This is a genomic window from Ruegeria sp. YTSC106 (assembly GCF_059609765.1).
Window position 1 is genome coordinate 454,532 of sequence record NZ_JBXWMI010000001.1, and the last position, 16,786, is coordinate 471,317.

A 16,786-nucleotide genomic window follows, 5' to 3' on the forward strand; every position below is an offset into this window, starting at 1 on the left:
AACGGTTACGATCCCCAGGTTTTTTCAAGTACACGCAACCAGTTTTCGTGGCAGAGCTTCTTGACGAGCTCTTTGCCGTATCCATGGTTTTCCATGGCATCTCTCAATCTGGGCAGCATTGAGATATCTGTTATCTCATCCGGCACCACTGCCCCATCATAGTCCGACCCAAGCCCGACGCGATCTTCGCCCAATACGCCGATCAGATGATCAAGGTGCACGAGCACCTGCGTCAAAGGCACATCAGACAACATCCGTCCGTCTTCACGCAGAAACGCTGCGGCGAAATTAAGACCCACCATCCCGTCGCTTTCCGCAATGGCGCGTAGCTGGTCATCGGTTAGATTTCGCGCATGTGGGCAGATTGAATGGGCATTTGAATGCGTTGCAACCAACGGCGCTTCCGAATATCGCGCCACGTCCCAAAACCCTTTTTCATTGAGATGGGATAAGTCCAACATGATGCCAAGCGCGTTGCAGCGCTGCACGAGCCGCAATCCGTGATCTGTCAGCCCTGGACCAGTATCCGGCCCCGATGGATATCTAAACGGCACCCCGTGACCAAAAATGTTCGGCCTGCTCCAGACCGGCCCGAGAGAACGTAACCCGGCTGCATGGAAAACGTCGAGTGAGTGCAGATCGGCGTCAATCGCTTCGGCACCTTCGATATGGAATATGGCCGCCATCTGACCCTGTGCCTTACAAGCCCGAATATCTGAAACCGAGCGGACCACTTTCAACGCACCCAATCGTTCCAGCTCAAGCAAAATGGCAATCTGGCTCATAGCCGCTGGCAAAGCGTCTTCCGCATCGATCTGATCAGGAAGCGGCAGATCATAGCTAGGCTGAACCATCTCTTCCATCTTGGCATCGACGTCCATGGGGGATGGAACCCAGATGGCAAAGAAACCTCCCCCAAATCCACCTACCTTGGACTTGGTAAGATCAATCGCACCTTCGAGACCGGTTACGAAGCGGTCAGCTTCAGCCAAACCACCCGACGAAAAAAGCTTCGATAATACGTCGTTGTGCCCATCGAAGATAAGAGGATATGTGCTCAACTTTGCATCATCCGGTCTAGTATCATTTCGATACACGCTAACAGACGCTATCATCATAATTGCAAAAATTATTGATGAGTTTTACTCATAGAGCTAGTCGGAATCATGTGGGTGTCGTGCAATTGAAGAAACCACGCAACTGGCACTCGCTGCCAGAGTATCAAGCACTACGCGCACTCATGCAGTCTGGAACAACCGCGTCGGCAGCACGACAACTTGGCTTGTCTCAATCAGCAGTAAGCCGGTCCGTCAGCAGCTTGGAAGCTCGACTTGGCAGAACGCTGTTTGAGCGCGATGCGGGCCGATTGCGACCCACACAAGAGGCCGTGAGGCTCAATATGCGGCTGGATCCCTTATTCGAGGCATTGGACCGTATCGATGGTCCGGGCGAAACTGTGCAGGAGACACTGCGCCTCGTCGCACCGCCCAGCTATGCGCATAGATATATCGTTTCCCTCATCGCAAGCTTCATTCGAGGAAACCCGGAGTTTTTCGTTAACCTCGAGGTAACAACTTCGGATATGGTTACGCTTGGTATACTTGAGAACCGTTTCGATCTTGCGGTAACCGGGATCGAACAAAGCCGGGCTGGAATCAAACTCATCCCATTTCGCGAGTCTCCCGCAGTTTGCGTTATGCGACCCGAGCATCCGCTTTCCGGGCGAAAGATACTTAAACCGGTTGACCTGCATGAACAGGAGTTGATCGCCCTAACGTATAGACATGGACGGCGCGGACAACTTGACCGATTGCTTCATCAGGTTCGCGCCGAGCCGAAAATAGTTGCAGAAGTCTCCACCTCTTTTGCCGCTGCTGACATGGCACGTGAAGGGTTGGGACTGGCCGTTATCAACCCCTTTCCAGTGTACCAATATCGATCTCCCGACTTGGCATTTGTCCGATTTGAGTCTCCGATGCGGTATCGCGGTCACTTTGTCGTATCAGATCAAAAACCGGTTCCAAGAATCGCGCGGGCCTTCATGCGACATCTTCGATTGAATACACCTCCCGATCCGTTTTCGGACCCAGGCTAGTTCGTCTATTTTAGTGGGTTGTGTCGCACATTTTGGACTTGGTTTGAAAAGAGCACTGGGTCCCGCGTTTGTTGCCTTTGGATAGATCACAAACAGGTACTACCATGTTCTTTTCGAAAGGCAGTCACTTCCCCAAGGATGCGGTTTTTGTACGCGATGTGCGGGTTGACCACACTGCCTTGAACAGTTGGGTGGCGAAACATTCACCGTTGGTCGCAGCATGCGACCGTTCGAAAAAGCGCCCAACACTGAAATCTTGGCGTATGGACGAAACCTATTTGCGTGTTCGTGGGAAGTGGAAGTACCTCTATCGAGCCATAGACAAAGCAGGAAATACTCTTGATTTATGCGGTCTGAGCGACGGAATCGTCCGGCAGCCATCAGATTCCTTGCCAAAGCGTTATCCACCAACGGAATTCCAAAATTGATCGTGATTCACAAGAGCGGTGCCAATGCAGCCGGTATGCCTTGGGAGCAAAAAAGGGCGGCGCCAGATCAACCGGCGCCGCCGGAAACGTCTCCGTGATGATGCCACGCCACAACGAAGTTAGTCTTCGTCGAGCAGATCGGTACCGTAGGAGTTGTCGACCGTACAGAGCCATCCACGTGTTTCGTCTTGTACGAAAACGTAGGTGGCACGGCGGTCAATTGGTTCCTTGGCCTCTCCGGTGTTGAGCACCGTTTCCATGATCACCAGCGCCGTACCACCACCCTCGATCACCTGTGCTTTACCTTGCGTGACGGTCAGCGTGTTCCCGAAATGCTTGGCGATTGCCTCGAAGGCCTTCCGGATCTGGAACTTGCCGCGTGCGATCTGGCCAGGCTGAACCACAAGAACGGCGTCGTCAGCATAAAGCTCCACGAGGGTATCGAAGTCTTCGGCATTTATTGCCGTGTCCGCCAGTTTGATCAGGTTGAGAACGTCATGTTCCTGCATCTTAATGTCCTTTCCGGAAAATTTGCATCATGCCGAGGCTGTTTGACTGTACCGCGTCTCCGTGGTGAACCACGAAGAACCACGCCCACGAGATCAGCAACGACTGAAGCGGTGCGCGGATCAGGAGGTAGATCGGTCCCTGAACATGCCCGCCCATGCCGGTGTGATTGAACGCGGCATAAACATTGACTGGAAAGAATGCGACCAAGACGCCGATGCCGAGAAGTCCGGCCAGGCGACGGTTGGCAGGATTTATGAGTCCGGCGGTAACGCCAAGTTCGAGCAGTCCGGTTGCCAGGACGAGCGGCGTGGCAAAGGGAATGAACGGTGGTATCATCCCGGTCATTGCCTTGGTCTCGACAAAGTGACCGACGCCAAAGAAAGCGAAGGCAAGGGCGATGCCGATGGTACCACCTAAGCGCGTTTTACCTGTGCCGCCGATTGCCCGCGCGACAAGAAGAGGTATGAAAAGCAGGCAGAGTATGATGAGGGGCGTTGTCATCTTTCCAACTCGCTAAACAACGACGACATTGCCGCGCTTGCGGCCCGTTTCGACGTAAGCGTGCGCTTCGACCAGGTCGGAAAGTGAATAGACGCGATCCATCACCGGCGAAAACTTGTTCTCGGCCATGAGCGTCAGAACTTCCGACAACTCTTCTCGATGGACCTCGGGTTTCGTCATACCGGCAGCAGCAAACATCGCCTTTTTGTGCCTGAATAGCCCGGTCAGGATCGTGTCGCGCAAAAGCGCCAACCCAAGCACCGGACACATATAGCGCCCGTTCTCAGCAAGCGCGGGTTTGGCCGCGCCAAAGGACGAAACCCCGAGCGTGTCGAAGACAACGTCATAATCGGCCCCGTGCTTGAGAGGGTCTTCGACGTTGTAGTCCGCAGCATGGTCAGCGCCGAGAGAGCGGAGTAACTCCGTGTTACGTGCGCTTGCGCTGGCAGTGACCTTTGCGCCGAGTGCTTTGGCGAATTGGACCGCCGCGGTCCCGAGGCTCCCGGACCCACCAAGGATTAGCACGCGTTCACCTGGTTGCACCTTTGCCACGCGGGTCAGGAAGTGCCAAGATGTCATCGCACCATCAAAGAGCGTGGCGGCCTCTCCATAGTTTACCGTGTCCGGCTTGTTTAGAAGACTGCCTTCCTCGTCGACGCTGATGTGCGTCGCGTTGGCACCAAACCGAAGGCCGGCTTCACCAAAGACGGCGTCGCCGACGTGAAACTTCGTTACAGTGTCTCCGACGGCGACAATATCGCCCGAAAAGCAGGTGCCAGCCAAACCCGCGCGAGGGCGCTTCAATCCGAGAAAGAGGCGGGCAAACTTCGGTTGCCCAGCCCGCATCATCCCATCGGCACGAGAAACTGCAGAGGCGCGAATGCGGATCAGAACCTCTGCTGTAGCGGGCGCTGGAACCGGGCGCGAGACCGCGGTGAGGACGGCGGGTCCACCGTAGCGGCTGACGCTCCAGGCGTTGAGTGTCGTTTCCATGGTGATCTCCTTCATTGTACGATGATGGAGTTATCGGTTTTCTTTCGATCCAATAATTGTCTATATTGAACCGGTATGGTTCAAAAACGTTACGCTAAATGGATTGGAAGTCACTTCCCGCCTTCCTCGCAGTTGCCCGCTCAGGAACTCTTCGCGCTGGCGCCGAGCAGATGGATGGCACGCATGCCACTGTGCGCCGACAGATCGAAGGGTTGGAGGCGCAGCTTGGAACGACGCTGTTTCGCCGGAACGCGGGGGGGCTGACACTCACGGCGGCCGGACGACGTTTGCTACCACTGGCAATCGAGGCGGAAACGGCGCTGCTCAAAGGGTTCAGCGCGGTCAAAGGTCTCGACCGGGAAGCGTCGGGGCGCATCCGTTTGTCGGCCGATCCGTTGACGGCGCATTATCTGCTCGCACCGGTTCTGGCGGATTTTGCCGCGCTTTACCCGGAGATCGAGATTGAACTGAAACTGTCCTATCTTCTCGATTCGATCGAGAAGGACGAGACGGATGTATCAATCCGCCATGTTCTTGAAGTTGAGGAGGATGCCGTCGGACGCAAACTCTTTCCCTTGTCGTTGGGGGTCTTTGCGTCACGTCGCTATATTGATGCGCACCTACCGAACGCTGGATCGAAAGGTAAAGGTCTGACCTGGATCGGCTACGGGGACGTGCCCGAGTTGCAAAAGATGATCGCGGCCACGCCTTTTGCCGAGGCCCGCGTTCGGCACATCGTCACGGACCCACAAATGCACCTGCATCTGGCCCGCGCCGGGGCTGGCATGACATTCCTGTCCAATTGGGTTCCCAGCGTCTTTCCGGAATTGCAGCGCGTGCCTGGAACCCAATTGGATCAACGTCGCTCAACCTGGATTCTTCTGCACGGCGGGCTGCGGCGGGTTCAACGCGCCCGGCTTCTCGTGGATTATTTGGGCGCAGCCCTTTTGGAGCGACGTGCGGACTTCATTGGTCAGTAAGACGTCTGTTGATTAATGCCAGACGACGGCAATCTCGAAAAAGAACATCACCGTCATGATTGGTCTTCGGGACTTGCGTTCCGTCGCGGATGGCATGATCCAGTTCAAGGTGGGTGAAACGAAGAAGGCGCCGACTGTCGCCCACCCGGTCCAGCGGGGCCAGCCTGGCCAAATTCCATCAGCCGACAAAACAGAAAAGGTGACTGCCGCTAGTATGGCGATGGCAACCGCGGTAATGATCCGCTCGGGATCTGTTGCAAACTTTTGACCACTGACCTTCGTGGCGGGATCGCCTGTGTAGCAAACGGCGTTATCCAGTTGAAGGTTGGTCTATGATTTCTTTCAAAGATTCGCAGTATCCGAAGGATGTGATCCTGTTCGCGGTGTTCTTTTATGTCCGCTACGCTGTTTCCCATCGAGACCTTGAAGAAATCATGGCCGAGCACGGCATTTCTGTTGATCCCACTGTACTGAGCCGTTGGGTCACATGGTATTCCGGCGCGATCGCTGAAACAGCGCGTCGTCGAAAAGCGCCATGTGATCGTTCGTGGAGAATGGACGAAACTATCATCAAAGTTAAAGGCGCGTGAGTTTACCTCTATTGAGCTGTCGACAAGCACGGCAAGAGCCTTGATTTCATGCTTTTGCGACGTCTTAACAAACCTACCGCCACCAAGTTCTTCGCTAAGATGCTGGACGCGAATGGATTGCCGAGGAAGATTGTGATCAACAAAAGCGGAGCCAACACCGCAGGCATCCAGGCCATCAACGAATGCTAAAAAACTTTGGCTGCCCGATCCCAATCGAGATGGCGAAGCGGAATTACTTGAACAATATCGCGGGGCAGGACCACCGGTTTATCAAGAGGCGTACTCGACCGATTCAGTGCTTAAAGGCCTTTGTTTTTGAATCGGCAACTTTGGATGGGATCGAAGTTGCGAACATGGTTCGCAAAGGTCAGTTCACGCCCGGCCTCTGCCCGCTTCGTCAATTTGCGGAACTGGCTGCTTAACTCGCAGATCCAACGTAACCTCTTCGGTCAGCAAGACGCTTCGCAACAAAAACCACTGGGGACACCTTGTGTCTGACGTCAGCGCCAATGGGACAGTTTGGGTCGATTTTATAAGAGAGGATTTCTGTCTCATCCTAACCACCAAGGAGTGAAGATGAGATATCACCGGGCGGCGTACAAGATGATGTCACGTGGAAAACGATGATGCTTGAAAGGCGACATGCGCGGAATGAGCGAATTCAAAAATCAAAAATCGTTACGTCACTCCGTCAATGCAACAGTCTCATCAAGGCCGGTTTACGACAAAGTCCGGTACAATCTTTGCCTTCTTGATGGCGGCTTCAACATCATGCCCGGCGAAGAATCCAAATCCTGAGATGAGTGCCGATACTATCCCGGCATTGCGTGCGCCCACGATGTCTGTGTGCAGGCTGTCGCCAACCATCAGCACGCGGGATTTGTCGATGTGCCCGAGGCGTCGGAAAGCAAGATCATAAATGTTGCCGAAAGGCTTTCCAAAAAACTGAGGCGCAATACCTGTTCGGTCTGCCAGCCTGTGCGCGAAAAGACCGGGCTCTTTGGAAAAGCCATACTCGCGAGGCGCGACTATGTCAGGGTTGCCGACCATTACTGGGCGGGGACGCTTTAACAAGGCAGTTTCCAACATGGCTTGCCGCGTTTCGGTCCAGACCGCTGACCCGATCATTAAAAATCCGTCGACGGTTTCGTAGGGTTTCGGGTCATCTTCCAGATAGGATACTTGCAACCCCTCCAGATCGCGAAGACCGTCACCTGGTGTCGCCATCAATCCCCAATGCAGCTTACTTTGGCCGTTTAGTTCACCCAACAAAGTTGCCCGGCTGGTGATTACGTCCTGCGGTGCGAAATTATAACCAAGCCTGGTATATTTTTCCAAAAGAGCTTCGTGCGGGACTGATGCGGCATTCGACACGACCAGAACACGCTTGCCAGCGGCTTTCAGTGACCTGACCCGTTCCGGTGTGCCTGGAATCGCTGTATCGCCGATATTGAGAACACCGAAAGCATCAAGAAGGAAAACGTCGAACTCATCAGCTATTTCCTCCAACGTCGCTGCCTTGCGCAAGCTCACTTCAGACGGTGTGGTTTCAGGAAGGCGGTGGCGTACAGCCTCGTAGGCATCAAAAGCCTCTCGCGCTGAGAATTCGGTCAAATGATCGCTCCTCGAACTTTCGCCGAGACCCATTCACTAATCATTACCGCGACAAGGATGACAATCAGGATCAGGCTGACTTGTGGCCAGGCCAGAACGTTGAGCGAGGCCGACAATTGCAAACCGATTCCTCCAGCTCCAACCAACCCAAGCACTGTGGATTCGCGGATGTTGATATCCCAACGGAAGACAGCAATGCCTGCAAAAGCGGGCAGTATTTGCGGAACGATCCCGTAAGCCATGACTTGCCAGCGCGAAGCACCGGTTGCCGTGATTGCTTCGACCTGCGTGTGATCAATTTCCTCGATCGCCTCATACAGCAGCTTGGCGCAAAACCCAATTGAACGGATGGCGATCGCTACTACACCAGCAAAGACGCCCGGACCAATAATCGCGATCAGTAGCAACGCCCAGATCAGTGAGTTTATTGAGCGGGTCGAGACAATGACTAACAAGGCAATCGGTCGGATGAACAAAGCCGATGGTGTGGTGTTTCGGGCCGCCAGAAAGGCAACCGGCACCGCCATGAACAACGCGATGATTGTCCCCAGGGTCGCGATGTTCAGAGTGTCCCAAATCGGTCGGCCCAACTGGGTGATGTAGCTCCATTTGGGAGGTGTTGCCCGGGTCCAGATATCGTTCGCGATGCGGGGCGCGTCCCAGACAAAAAACCAGGTCGTCGATTCCGAGATGAGTTGCCAGCAGTAAACAAAAACCGCTACGCCTATTAACCAGCCGAACCATCGAACCAGACTCTGACCCGTTGTCCGACGTCGCCAGACCTGTACTTCATTGCGTTCAAGTACCGGCATTATTGAACCCTCGCGCGGATAATTCCCGAAAGATATTCAAGAGCCATGACGATCCCAATGATGAGGATGAGAATGGCTGCTGCCGTGTCGTATTCATAGCGGTCGAATGCGGTGTTCAACGTCGCGCCGATTCCACCAGCTCCAACCAGTCCGAGGATTGCGCTTTCTCGGAAATTGATGTCGATACGATACATTGAAAGCCCTACAAGCCGCGGCATCACCTGCGGCTGTACTCCATAGTTGATCCATTGCGTCCAACGCGCTCCAGAGGCTTTGATCGCCTCGGCCTGTACCTTGTCCATGGCTTCGATGTCTTCGGCCAGAAGTTTGGAGAGAAAACCAATGGTGGCGAAGGACAGCGTCAGAAATCCGGCCAGAGGACCAAAGCCGAAGATGGCTACTAGCAAAATTGCGACGATGATCTCTTGCAAAGCCCGACTTATCGCGACAATGCCACGGCAAATTATGTAGATTGGCAAAGGGGCGATATTGCGTGCAGCCCCCAAACCGATTGGGATCGAAATCAGGATGCCCACGACCGACGCAGCTACGGTCATAATGATGCTCTCCAGCAGACCGCTCCAAATGTCTGACCACCGCGAAACGAAGTCCGGGCTGGTAAATGCCAGCACAAACGCCCATCCCCGGTCCAGCCCTTCATAAACCCTGCCCCAATCAACATCGATGGTCATGAAAGCCGCGATCAGGTAAGCAAAAAAGCCCAGGATCAAAGCCCATCGGAGCAATGGCTTTTTTACAAAGGCAGGTTTACGCCAGCCTTTTCCCAACATGTCGTCTAACTCTCGATGGCTCATTCCGCAGCCTCGACATCTTCATCCACTTTTTCGATTGTCGCTTCCCAGTCTTCTTCACCGTAGATCTCGGTCAGCTTGTCGGGGGTCAGGCCTGTTGGAAGGCCGTCATATACTATCTCGCCGAAGCGAAGACCCACGACTCGGGGAACAAACATCTGGGCAAGCGCCACGTCATGGATATTGATAATGGCCGCTAACCCGCGCTCCTGACATAGCTCAGTGATTAGGCGCATGATCTGACGACTGGTCTTTGGATCCAGCGACGCAGTTGGCTCATCGACCAGCAAAAGTTTCGGGTTCTGAATCAAAGCGCGGCAGATACCGACCCTTTGGCGTTGACCCCCAGACAGTTCATCCGCCCGTTTGTCAGCCATGTGTAACAGCCCGACTCTATCAAGCAGGCGGAAGGCCTCGTCGACATCCGACTGCGGGTACCGCCGCAGGAAGCTGCGCCAGAACCCCACGTATCCCAGCCGTCCCGACAAAACGTTTTCCATAACCGTAAGGCGTTCAACCAAGGCATATTCCTGAAAGATCATGCCCATTGCGCGGCGTGCCTTCCTTAACGCGCCCGAGCCGAGTTTGGTCAGGTCAACCTCATCCAGAAGGACACCCCCGCTTGTGGGTTCAACCAAACGGTTAATGCAACGGATCATGGTCGATTTGCCCGCGCCCGAAGGCCCAATTAATGCAAGAACCTGTCCTTTTGGAACCTCAAGATCAATGGCCTTCAAGGCCTGATCACCGGTCTTGTATGTTTTCGTCAGCTTTTGAAGACGCAGCATAAGATGCCCCGAGTTAGGGTGAATAGCGGGCCCTGTCAGGCCCGCCGGATTTTCCAATGTTCATTGGCAGGCGTAGGAAACACCGTTGGCAGCGTCAATTTTCCGAATGACATCCCAAAACTCCTGATAGGTCATCTCAAGGAACTGGCCTTCGTTCGATTTCGAGAACTCAGCTTCAAGTGTCGTGCCCTCCCATTCGAAACTGAAAAAGGCATTGCGGATCTTCTCCTGCAACTCGGGCGTCAGGTTGTAAACGGTGCCAAACCCAGTGGTTGGAAAGGTCTGCGACTTATAGATCGTTACAACATCATCTTCCTTGATCACATCCCGCGAGATCATCCGCGATTTTACCGAGTTCGCAATTGAAGCCGCCAGGTAATCCTTGTTGGCAACTCCCAGGATCGAGTTGTCATGCTTGCCAGAATAAACGGGCTCGAAATCGCGTTCCGGCAAAAGATCAAAGTCGCTTTTCAGGATTGCCGAGGGCGCTTTGAACCCAGAGTTTGATGTAGGCGACGTAAAGGCTAATTGCTTTCCTTTGATGTCCTCGACCTTTTCGATGCCTGAACCCGGATAGGTGATGATTTCCATCTCATAACCGAAATTCCCATCTTTCGAGGCCATAATTGTGAAGGGTCGGAAACCGGCGCAGTTCACTGCCAATGGGTTCGAGCCCGTATTGAATCCGGCGATATGCAAACGTCCCGAACGCATCGCTTCGATTTGAGCGGCATTGTTTTGAACCGGGAAAAAGACAACGTCCTTGCCAGTTTCTGCTTTCAAGTGGTCAAGGAAATCCGACCAAGCCGTTTTGTATACGGCTGGGTCTTCAACCGGGGTGTAGGCAAAAATCAATGTGTCAGGATCTATTTGCTCGGAAGGGTCTGTGGGAATGTCCGCGATCAGATCACCGTCCGCGTCGCAGAACCTCTCATCCAGATCACCGCGTGGACAATCCTGCGCCGAAGCAGTGTCGCCAAGCGACAAGAGTGCAATTGCTGATGCTCCAATCAGTAGTTTGATATCGATCTTCATGTCTTCCTCCCAATCATGCGTAGCCTCTGCGGCCACCAATTATCATTCTTCCTTATAGTTGATCAGCGACAAGGATCTTGACCTTGGCACTGGATATTGCGCTCTGCAGTTCTCCTTTTGGTTTTGTATCGGTAACAACGGAATCCAATCCTTCAAGATTGCCTACATGGGCCAAACCCTTGCGGCCGAATTTGTCTGAGTCGATCAGCAGGTGTCTTGTAGCGGCCCGTGCCAGCATCATGCGTTTGATGGCCGCAAAACCACGTATCGACTCTGATGGCCCTTCCTCTGAAAAGCCAGACGAGCCAATCAAACAGCGATCGACATTGAAACCGGACAGAAACGCCAGCGTTTCCGAACCGATTGTTGCCGCCTCGGCTGCAAGATATTCGCCAGGACAAAGCAGCACTTCAGCAGCACCGTGGCCGAGGGTCATAGCTACTGGAATCGAATTTGTTATGACCGTGCAATGGATTCCTCGATACGCCAGGGCACGCGCCAACTCGATGGTGGTGGAACCAGAATCGATCATTACTGACTCGCCGTCCTGTATCAGAGCGGCAGCAGTTATGCCGATCCTCTCGCGCTCTTCCATTCTGGCGCCTGTGCGTTCATCAAGGCTTGGGTAATGACCTTGCACCGGGGCTGATGCCCCCCCATGCGCCCGCGCAATCAAACCATCAACAGACAGAGCGTCAACATCTCTGCGGACGGTTTCTGTTGATACGTTGAACCGCCGTGCCAGTTCACTGATACGCACATGAGGTCGCAGTTTCAGTTCCAACAATATCTCGCGCAGGCGGTCGGATTTCTTAACCCGCTTCTGACCCTTATCCGTTTTTTTGCTGCGCATTTTTGATTTGGACATACAACGACTGACTCGGCTTCAGCTACAGCTTTGTGGTCTTTCGGACGTTTTGCAACAAATTTTGTTGCTTAACCCACGTTTCAATGTGCGAGTTCTGCATATACCGAAAATCGTATTGGGTACTGGGCTCATCAATTTGGTTGCCCGTGGCGCGTTGGAACTGGACGGGATGGATGACTTCGCAACCGAAATCGGAGGCCCTGAAAGCGAAGAAACCAAACGCAGCCGGGAGAAATCCTTGGTGACCAGTGAGCGAACCATTGATGCTCTGCGAGTCAGTTTCAGTGCGGCACGACGCGATGCTGGTCAGCGCGCCAAAGCCAATACTTGCGACCTGAGATTCACACGGCAACTTTATCCAGATGCCAGACATCATCTGGACATTTCCGTCTCTGCCGCAGGTTTCGAACAACCCTCGGCCCGAATTTCATCACCCAATGCCGGACAGCTTCTTAACACACGTCGATCCCGTGCTGCAGCGGCATCTCTTCGACTTCCCGCAAGCCCAGATTGAAACGAATGTACAGCCACACCGCGTGCGCGGTGTTCTGAGAGCATCGGTTCTGGCGTGACGGTATGAGACGATGGAGCGTTGATAGCGGCGGGGGCGAAAGACGGTGTTGATCTGGTCGTGAGCGGCAAGGAACCTTTGCGCTTGCTTAGGCGAATTGAAGCGCCCCATGAGCTTTTCACGCCTTCGAGTGGGTCTGTGTGATCCTTCGACCCGACTATTCAACCCTTTGTGTGCTCGGTGATCCGCACCCGGCGCAAGATCGCGGACCGGCTTGAAATAGCTTCGCAACTTATCCGTGATCGCAATACTGGGTTCGCCGAATTGCGAAATCAGCCGCTTCAGAAAGCGCCGGGCTGCCATCAGGGCCTGGCTAAGCTGCATTTGTTTCCGCTTGTCCCTGCATCGCCGACAGGACCTCTTCCAGGCTGCGGACCGCCCCGTGCTGGAGGTATTCCACCGCTTTGAGGGACGCCTGATGTGCCTCGAGACTGGATCCCGCAACGCAATCCTCGATCACGCGACAGAAGTAGTCTCCCTGGTGTGCGTCGACAAAGGTGTAGTGCACACAGACATCCGTCAGCCCGCCAACAAGGATCAGCGTCTCGGCCTTGAGACCCTTCAACAGGATTTCGAGATCTGTGCCGTAGAAGGCAGAATAGCGGCGCTTGGAGATACGATAGTCATCGGGGCGCATGCCCAATTCTTCCTCCGCGAAGGCGGTCAGTGGATTGCTATCGAGGCAGTGCACATCTTCGTCCCCGTCTGTTTCGCGGCCCATGTCAATCAGATTGGCACGGTGAATCTCCTGGATGAAGATGACGGGAATACCCACCTCGCGCGCCTTGTCGATGGCCACCTTCGAACGGGCCATGCGGTCGGCATAGTCCGGCATGTGGGCGATGGCGCGCTTGTCATCGGGGATTGGTGCAAAGGTCGATTTCTGGATGTCGATGACGATAAGTGCGGCGCGGCCTTCGATCAGGTCTCTTTTCCTGGACTGGGTCATGGGATTACCTTTCAATAGCGGTTGCGGAAGGATGTGTTGAGATCGTGGCTAGGCGGCGACCCTTGCGGTGCCAGACTCAGATGTTTCACGGGGTCGCAGGTGTCCGAGAAAGCGCTTTTCGACCAATCTGAAGGCGAAAGTGATCAGGAACACGATTGCCATGTAAAAGACCATCGCCGTCAGCAAGCCCTTGTAGGCAAGATAGTAGTGGCCGTTCAGCCATCGGTCGACGCCCGGCACGTCTTGCAAGATAACCGTGCTGGCAATCACGGAGCCGTGCAGCGTGAAAATGACCTCGTTCGAATAGGCCGGTAAAGCGCGGCGGAAAGCGTTAGGCAGGACCACGAGACGCATCCGGGTGAAGGGTGACATGCCGCAGGCTTTTGATGCCTTGATTTCGCGGCGCGGCGTAGTTTCGATCACCCCGCGCAAAAAGCCGGTCGTGTAGGCTGCCGTGTTCTGCGCAAACGCGGTGAACACGCGCCACCACGGGCTGCTCAGGATCGGATCCCACAAGAAACTTTCATGCACGGCCTTAGACTGTCCAAGACCGAAATAGAACAGATAGACCTGCACCAGCAGCAGCGCGCCGCAGAAGACGTAGGTATAGACCCGGATGGCGGGACTTAGGAACGGTTTGCAATAGGCGCGTGCAATGGTCTCTGCGCGTGGCTGCTTCAGCACGTGTATTGGGCCGGCAATCTCGTTCTCCAGCACTGTCATGCACAACCACAAATTGAAGGATTGAAACACCATAGCCAGACGCGCACGGATGCGTTCGACCTGCCTGGCATCCGCCGGATGGGACATGCCATGGCGGCCCTTGGCCATGATGATGTCTTCATCGTGAACGGAAATCAGACCGGAGGTAGGGGTTTCGAGCTGGTTGGTGCAACGCAGAAACGTACTTTTTCCAGAACCTGAAGACCCCAGGAGCGAAATCACATCCTCTTCGCAGGCCCTAAGCGATACGCCCTTGAGGACTTCAACCGAGCCGAAAGACATGTGCAGGTCACGCACCACAAGCGAGGCATTCGGGTCGGCAAAGGGCGTGGGAGTGGTCATTCAGGTTCCAATGGGTCGCGGGAAGCGGGAAATTCGATTTAATCCTAACTTTCCCACGGCCTTCTGAAAAACGGGTTTAACTTGCCCTCAGCGAAGCTTTTACCTACGCTGAACTCATGGAAAACACTCTCCGGCATCTGAATGCGCTGCGCGTTTTCGAGGTTGCTGCCCGGCACTCCAGTTTTGCCAAGGCCGCGGTCGAATTGAATGTCAGTCACAGCGTGGTCAGCCAGCACATTCGCAACCTCGAGCTGTGGTTTGGCACCGAATTGTTCATTCGGCACGGCAATCGGGTCGAACTGAGCGACGATGGTCGTGACCTGCATCCCCAGATCGCGAGCGGCATGCAGACCTTGACAGATGCCAGTGAAATCCTGTTGCGAAAGACAAGGTCCGGCACCCTGGTCGTCAGCGCCGAGCCCGCGCTGGCCTCACTTTGGCTGCGCAAGCGGATCACCGAGTTCTGCAGTCAATTTCCCCGGATAGAAATCGATCTGCGGCCGGCATGGACGCCAGCCCAAATTGGCGAAGGCCAAGCGGACATGATCATTCACTTCGAGACCCGGATTCCCAAACGCGGGGTGGAACGGGACAACCTGTTCCCGATTGACGGCTATCCCGCAGCAACACCAGACCTACGCGATGCGTTGCCAACTGAGGGTTCCGCCATTGACTGGCAGCGCGCTGAACTGGTGCACGACAATGGAAAGGAGACCTGGCACAAGTGGTATGCAGCGCACGAACCCAAAAGCGAGGGTTGGCGCAAAGGCCGCATCCATTCGGACCTGTCGCTTGCAATCGATGCAGCGGTGGACGGGGAAGGCGTCATCCTTGCAGACGACATACTTTGCCAACGCGAGATTTCTTCGGGCCAGTTGGTGCGTCTGGACGATCGTTCGGTGCGATGCATCTGGTATCAGATCGCAATACCCAGAGGCACATCAAAGTCAGGTGCGTCAGCGTTTTTCAGAGATTGGTTATTGGGTCAAACCCAGAACCTTCGCGAATGAAACCGAGCCCGTCGCGCACAACCCCGTCACGGGTACCGGCCAGGACCCGTGACGGAGGCAGGATACCAGTTCCGGGATACAGAAGGGTCAGGACCCATTGATTTCCGCTTGGCGTCATGATTCACGGTTGGAAAACCAAGCGGCGAACATGTCTGACCTTTTCTGGCTGACGGACGCGCAGATGGCGCGTCTTGAGCCTTTCTTTCCGAAGTCACACAGCACCCCCCGTCGATGACCGGCGTGTGTTGAATGGGATTATCTTCATCAATCGCAATGGCTTGCGCTGGCACGAGGCGCCCGCGGCCTATGGGCCACACAAAACGCTCTACACCCGCTGGAAACGGTAGAGTGACAGGGCGTCTTCGCCCGAATAATGGCAGGTCTGGCTGCCAAGCACAGCGAAGTGAAGACCGTGATGGTCGACGCAACCTATCTGAAAACCCATCGAACAGCGACCAGTATGGGCGTAAAAAAGGGGGACGTCGTCGCCTGATTAGCCGGACCAGGGGTGGTATGAGCACCAAGTTGCACGCCATCTGTGACAGCCAGGGACGACCGCTCAATCTGTTCGTCACCGCTGGTCAAGTCAGCGATTATATCGGCGCACGGGGATTGCTGAGTAGCCTGCCGGATGTCGATTGGTTGCTCGGGGACCACGGCTATGACGCCGACTGGTTCAGGGAAGCATTGAAAGACAAAGGGATACGCGCCTGTATCCCAAGCCGAAAGCAACGCAAGAAAGCCGTGAAATTCGACAAGCGCAGCTATAAACGGCGTAAACGGATCGAGATCATGTTCGGCAGGCTCAAAGACTGGCGGCGCGTGGCGACCCGATAAAACGGATGCCCGAAGGTCTTCCTGTCGGCAATCGCACTCGCGGCAACCGTCCTGTTCTGGCTTTGAAAGCCAATCTTAATAACAGCTTTGTCGCGTAGCCTGTGAATTCACTGCGATATTGGCGCCGACCATGCTGCGAACGTTTACCTCGACGAACAGTGCGCTCAAAGCCCGGATTGTATCGCCCTCAGCCCATCAATGATGGCTACCAGTGATTATCAGTTCTTCGTGCATTTCGCAGCATCCGTCACTAATGGGATGTACCGGCTGCTTCACCCAGCAGTTTAGGCTTTGCCTATATCTGCAAACAGGAGAAGTAGCTATGAAA

16 protein-coding genes and 5 pseudogenes are annotated in these 16,786 nt (G+C 54.6%); 7 read left to right on the forward strand and 14 right to left on the reverse strand.

Annotation, left to right across the window (positions count from 1 at the left end; genetic code table 11):
• Positions 1-5: 5 nt before the first annotated feature.
• Positions 6-1,061 (reverse strand): dipeptidase, encoded by a 1,056-nt coding sequence (locus AC2FEB_RS02070; RefSeq protein ID WP_496670271.1) that lies wholly within the window; start codon positions 1,059-1,061, stop codon positions 6-8.
• 74 nt (positions 1,062-1,135) lie between these two features.
• Here AC2FEB_RS02070 and AC2FEB_RS02075 point away from each other — a divergent pair.
• From AC2FEB_RS02075 to AC2FEB_RS02085, 3 genes and pseudogenes are all read left to right on the forward strand, one after another.
• Positions 1,136-1,375 (forward strand): annotated as a pseudogene (locus AC2FEB_RS02075) (helix-turn-helix domain-containing protein); the annotation flags it as partial.
• 24 nt (positions 1,376-1,399) lie between these two features.
• Positions 1,400-2,095, forward strand: a complete 696-nt coding sequence (locus AC2FEB_RS02080; protein ID WP_496853319.1) for a LysR substrate-binding domain-containing protein — start codon at positions 1,400-1,402, stop codon at positions 2,093-2,095.
• Positions 2,096-2,199: 104 nt separating this feature from the next.
• Positions 2,200-2,561: pseudogene (locus tag AC2FEB_RS02085) on the forward strand (DDE-type integrase/transposase/recombinase); the annotation flags it as partial.
• Positions 2,562-2,642: 81 nt separating this feature from the next.
• On the opposite strand, the gene AC2FEB_RS02090 reads toward AC2FEB_RS02085, so the two are convergent.
• From AC2FEB_RS02090 to AC2FEB_RS02100, 3 genes are read right to left on the reverse strand one after another with little or no spacing between them, the layout of a single operon-like run.
• Complete coding sequence (locus AC2FEB_RS02090; protein WP_496883819.1) at positions 2,643-3,032, reverse strand: YybH family protein; 390 nt, start codon at positions 3,030-3,032, stop codon at positions 2,643-2,645.
• A gap of 1 nt (position 3,033) precedes the next feature.
• Positions 3,034-3,534: a DoxX family protein gene (locus tag AC2FEB_RS02095; protein WP_496883820.1), complete on the reverse strand. Its 501-nt coding sequence runs from the start codon at positions 3,532-3,534 to the stop codon at positions 3,034-3,036.
• Positions 3,535-3,546: 12 nt separating this feature from the next.
• Positions 3,547-4,527, reverse strand: coding sequence for an NAD(P)-dependent alcohol dehydrogenase (locus AC2FEB_RS02100; protein WP_496883821.1), 981 nt, complete (start codon positions 4,525-4,527; stop codon positions 3,547-3,549).
• A gap of 98 nt (positions 4,528-4,625) precedes the next feature.
• On the opposite strand from AC2FEB_RS02100, the gene AC2FEB_RS02105 reads away from it, so the two are divergent.
• Positions 4,626-5,507, forward strand: a complete 882-nt coding sequence (locus AC2FEB_RS02105) for a LysR family transcriptional regulator (protein WP_117873989.1) — start codon at positions 4,626-4,628, stop codon at positions 5,505-5,507.
• A gap of 332 nt (positions 5,508-5,839) precedes the next feature.
• Positions 5,840-6,519 (forward strand): annotated as a pseudogene (locus AC2FEB_RS02110) (IS6 family transposase).
• A 286-nt stretch (positions 6,520-6,805) separates the two neighbouring features.
• On the opposite strand, the gene AC2FEB_RS02115 reads toward AC2FEB_RS02110, so the two are convergent.
• The 10 genes and pseudogenes from AC2FEB_RS02115 to AC2FEB_RS02160 form a co-directional block, all read right to left on the reverse strand.
• Complete coding sequence (locus tag AC2FEB_RS02115; protein ID WP_496670263.1) at positions 6,806-7,711, reverse strand: HAD-IIA family hydrolase; 906 nt, start codon at positions 7,709-7,711, stop codon at positions 6,806-6,808.
• A complete protein-coding gene (gene phnE, locus AC2FEB_RS02120; protein WP_117873982.1) occupies positions 7,708-8,523 on the reverse strand; it encodes a phosphonate ABC transporter, permease protein PhnE in 816 nt (271 codons plus the stop codon). Before phnE (AC2FEB_RS02120) ends, AC2FEB_RS02115 begins: the two co-directional genes overlap by 4 nt.
• A complete protein-coding gene (gene phnE, locus AC2FEB_RS02125) occupies positions 8,523-9,338 on the reverse strand; it encodes a phosphonate ABC transporter, permease protein PhnE (RefSeq protein ID WP_299897609.1) in 816 nt (271 codons plus the stop codon). Before phnE (AC2FEB_RS02125) ends, phnE (AC2FEB_RS02120) begins: the two co-directional genes overlap by 1 nt.
• Complete coding sequence (phnC, locus tag AC2FEB_RS02130; RefSeq protein ID WP_117873977.1) at positions 9,335-10,123, reverse strand: phosphonate ABC transporter ATP-binding protein; 789 nt, start codon at positions 10,121-10,123, stop codon at positions 9,335-9,337. The genes phnE (AC2FEB_RS02125) and phnC overlap by 4 nt, the downstream gene beginning before the upstream one ends.
• 60 nt (positions 10,124-10,183) lie before the next feature.
• Positions 10,184-11,158 carry a phosphate/phosphite/phosphonate ABC transporter substrate-binding protein gene (phnD, locus tag AC2FEB_RS02135; protein WP_496670261.1) on the reverse strand — a complete coding sequence of 325 codons (975 nt, stop codon included), beginning with the start codon at positions 11,156-11,158 and terminating at the stop codon, positions 10,184-10,186.
• 52 nt (positions 11,159-11,210) lie between these two features.
• A complete protein-coding gene (locus tag AC2FEB_RS02140; RefSeq protein ID WP_496670259.1) occupies positions 11,211-11,942 on the reverse strand; it encodes a DeoR/GlpR family DNA-binding transcription regulator in 732 nt (243 codons plus the stop codon).
• A gap of 106 nt (positions 11,943-12,048) precedes the next feature.
• Positions 12,049-12,402 carry a hypothetical protein gene (locus AC2FEB_RS02145; RefSeq protein ID WP_496670257.1) on the reverse strand — a complete coding sequence of 118 codons (354 nt, stop codon included), beginning with the start codon at positions 12,400-12,402 and terminating at the stop codon, positions 12,049-12,051.
• A gap of 54 nt (positions 12,403-12,456) precedes the next feature.
• Positions 12,457-12,900 (reverse strand): annotated as a pseudogene (locus AC2FEB_RS02150) (DDE-type integrase/transposase/recombinase); the annotation flags it as partial.
• Between the two features lie 10 nt (positions 12,901-12,910).
• On the reverse strand, positions 12,911-13,546 hold the full coding sequence (locus AC2FEB_RS02155) for a cysteine hydrolase family protein (protein WP_496670255.1): 636 nt from the start codon (positions 13,544-13,546) through the stop codon (positions 12,911-12,913).
• 48 nt (positions 13,547-13,594) lie between these two features.
• Positions 13,595-14,611 (reverse strand): ABC transporter permease subunit, encoded by a 1,017-nt coding sequence (locus AC2FEB_RS02160; RefSeq protein ID WP_496883822.1) that lies wholly within the window; start codon positions 14,609-14,611, stop codon positions 13,595-13,597.
• 116 nt (positions 14,612-14,727) lie between these two features.
• Here AC2FEB_RS02160 and AC2FEB_RS02165 point away from each other — a divergent pair, with 116 nt between their 5' ends.
• Together AC2FEB_RS02165 and AC2FEB_RS02170 are read left to right on the forward strand one after the other, a co-directional pair.
• Complete coding sequence (locus AC2FEB_RS02165; protein ID WP_496670252.1) at positions 14,728-15,621, forward strand: LysR family transcriptional regulator; 894 nt, start codon at positions 14,728-14,730, stop codon at positions 15,619-15,621.
• A gap of 148 nt (positions 15,622-15,769) precedes the next feature.
• Positions 15,770-16,524 (forward strand): annotated as a pseudogene (locus AC2FEB_RS02170) (IS5 family transposase).
• Positions 16,525-16,786 lie beyond the last annotated feature (262 nt).

Excerpts from the sequence above, each read along its gene's own strand:
- AC2FEB_RS02080 (WP_496853319.1), top strand. The coding sequence starts at position 1,400 with ATGCGGCTGGATCCCTTATTCGAGGCATTGGACCGTATCGATGGTCCG.
- AC2FEB_RS02090 (WP_496883819.1), bottom strand. The coding sequence starts at position 3,032 with ATGCAGGAACATGACGTTCTCAACCTGATCAAACTGGCGGACACGGCA.
- AC2FEB_RS02095 (WP_496883820.1), bottom strand. The coding sequence starts at position 3,534 with ATGACAACGCCCCTCATCATACTCTGCCTGCTTTTCATACCTCTTCTT.
- AC2FEB_RS02100 (WP_496883821.1), bottom strand. The coding sequence starts at position 4,527 with ATGGAAACGACACTCAACGCCTGGAGCGTCAGCCGCTACGGTGGACCC.
- AC2FEB_RS02105 (WP_117873989.1), top strand. The coding sequence starts at position 4,626 with ATGGATTGGAAGTCACTTCCCGCCTTCCTCGCAGTTGCCCGCTCAGGA.
- phnE (WP_117873982.1), bottom strand. The coding sequence starts at position 8,523 with ATGCCGGTACTTGAACGCAATGAAGTACAGGTCTGGCGACGTCGGACA.
- phnE (WP_299897609.1), bottom strand. The coding sequence starts at position 9,338 with ATGAGCCATCGAGAGTTAGACGACATGTTGGGAAAAGGCTGGCGTAAA.
- phnC (WP_117873977.1), bottom strand. The coding sequence starts at position 10,123 with ATGCTGCGTCTTCAAAAGCTGACGAAAACATACAAGACCGGTGATCAG.
- phnD (WP_496670261.1), bottom strand. The coding sequence starts at position 11,158 with ATGAAGATCGATATCAAACTACTGATTGGAGCATCAGCAATTGCACTC.
- AC2FEB_RS02145 (WP_496670257.1), bottom strand. The coding sequence starts at position 12,402 with ATGATGTCTGGCATCTGGATAAAGTTGCCGTGTGAATCTCAGGTCGCA.
- AC2FEB_RS02155 (WP_496670255.1), bottom strand. The coding sequence starts at position 13,546 with ATGACCCAGTCCAGGAAAAGAGACCTGATCGAAGGCCGCGCCGCACTT.
- AC2FEB_RS02160 (WP_496883822.1), bottom strand. The coding sequence starts at position 14,611 with ATGACCACTCCCACGCCCTTTGCCGACCCGAATGCCTCGCTTGTGGTG.
- AC2FEB_RS02165 (WP_496670252.1), top strand. The coding sequence starts at position 14,728 with ATGGAAAACACTCTCCGGCATCTGAATGCGCTGCGCGTTTTCGAGGTT.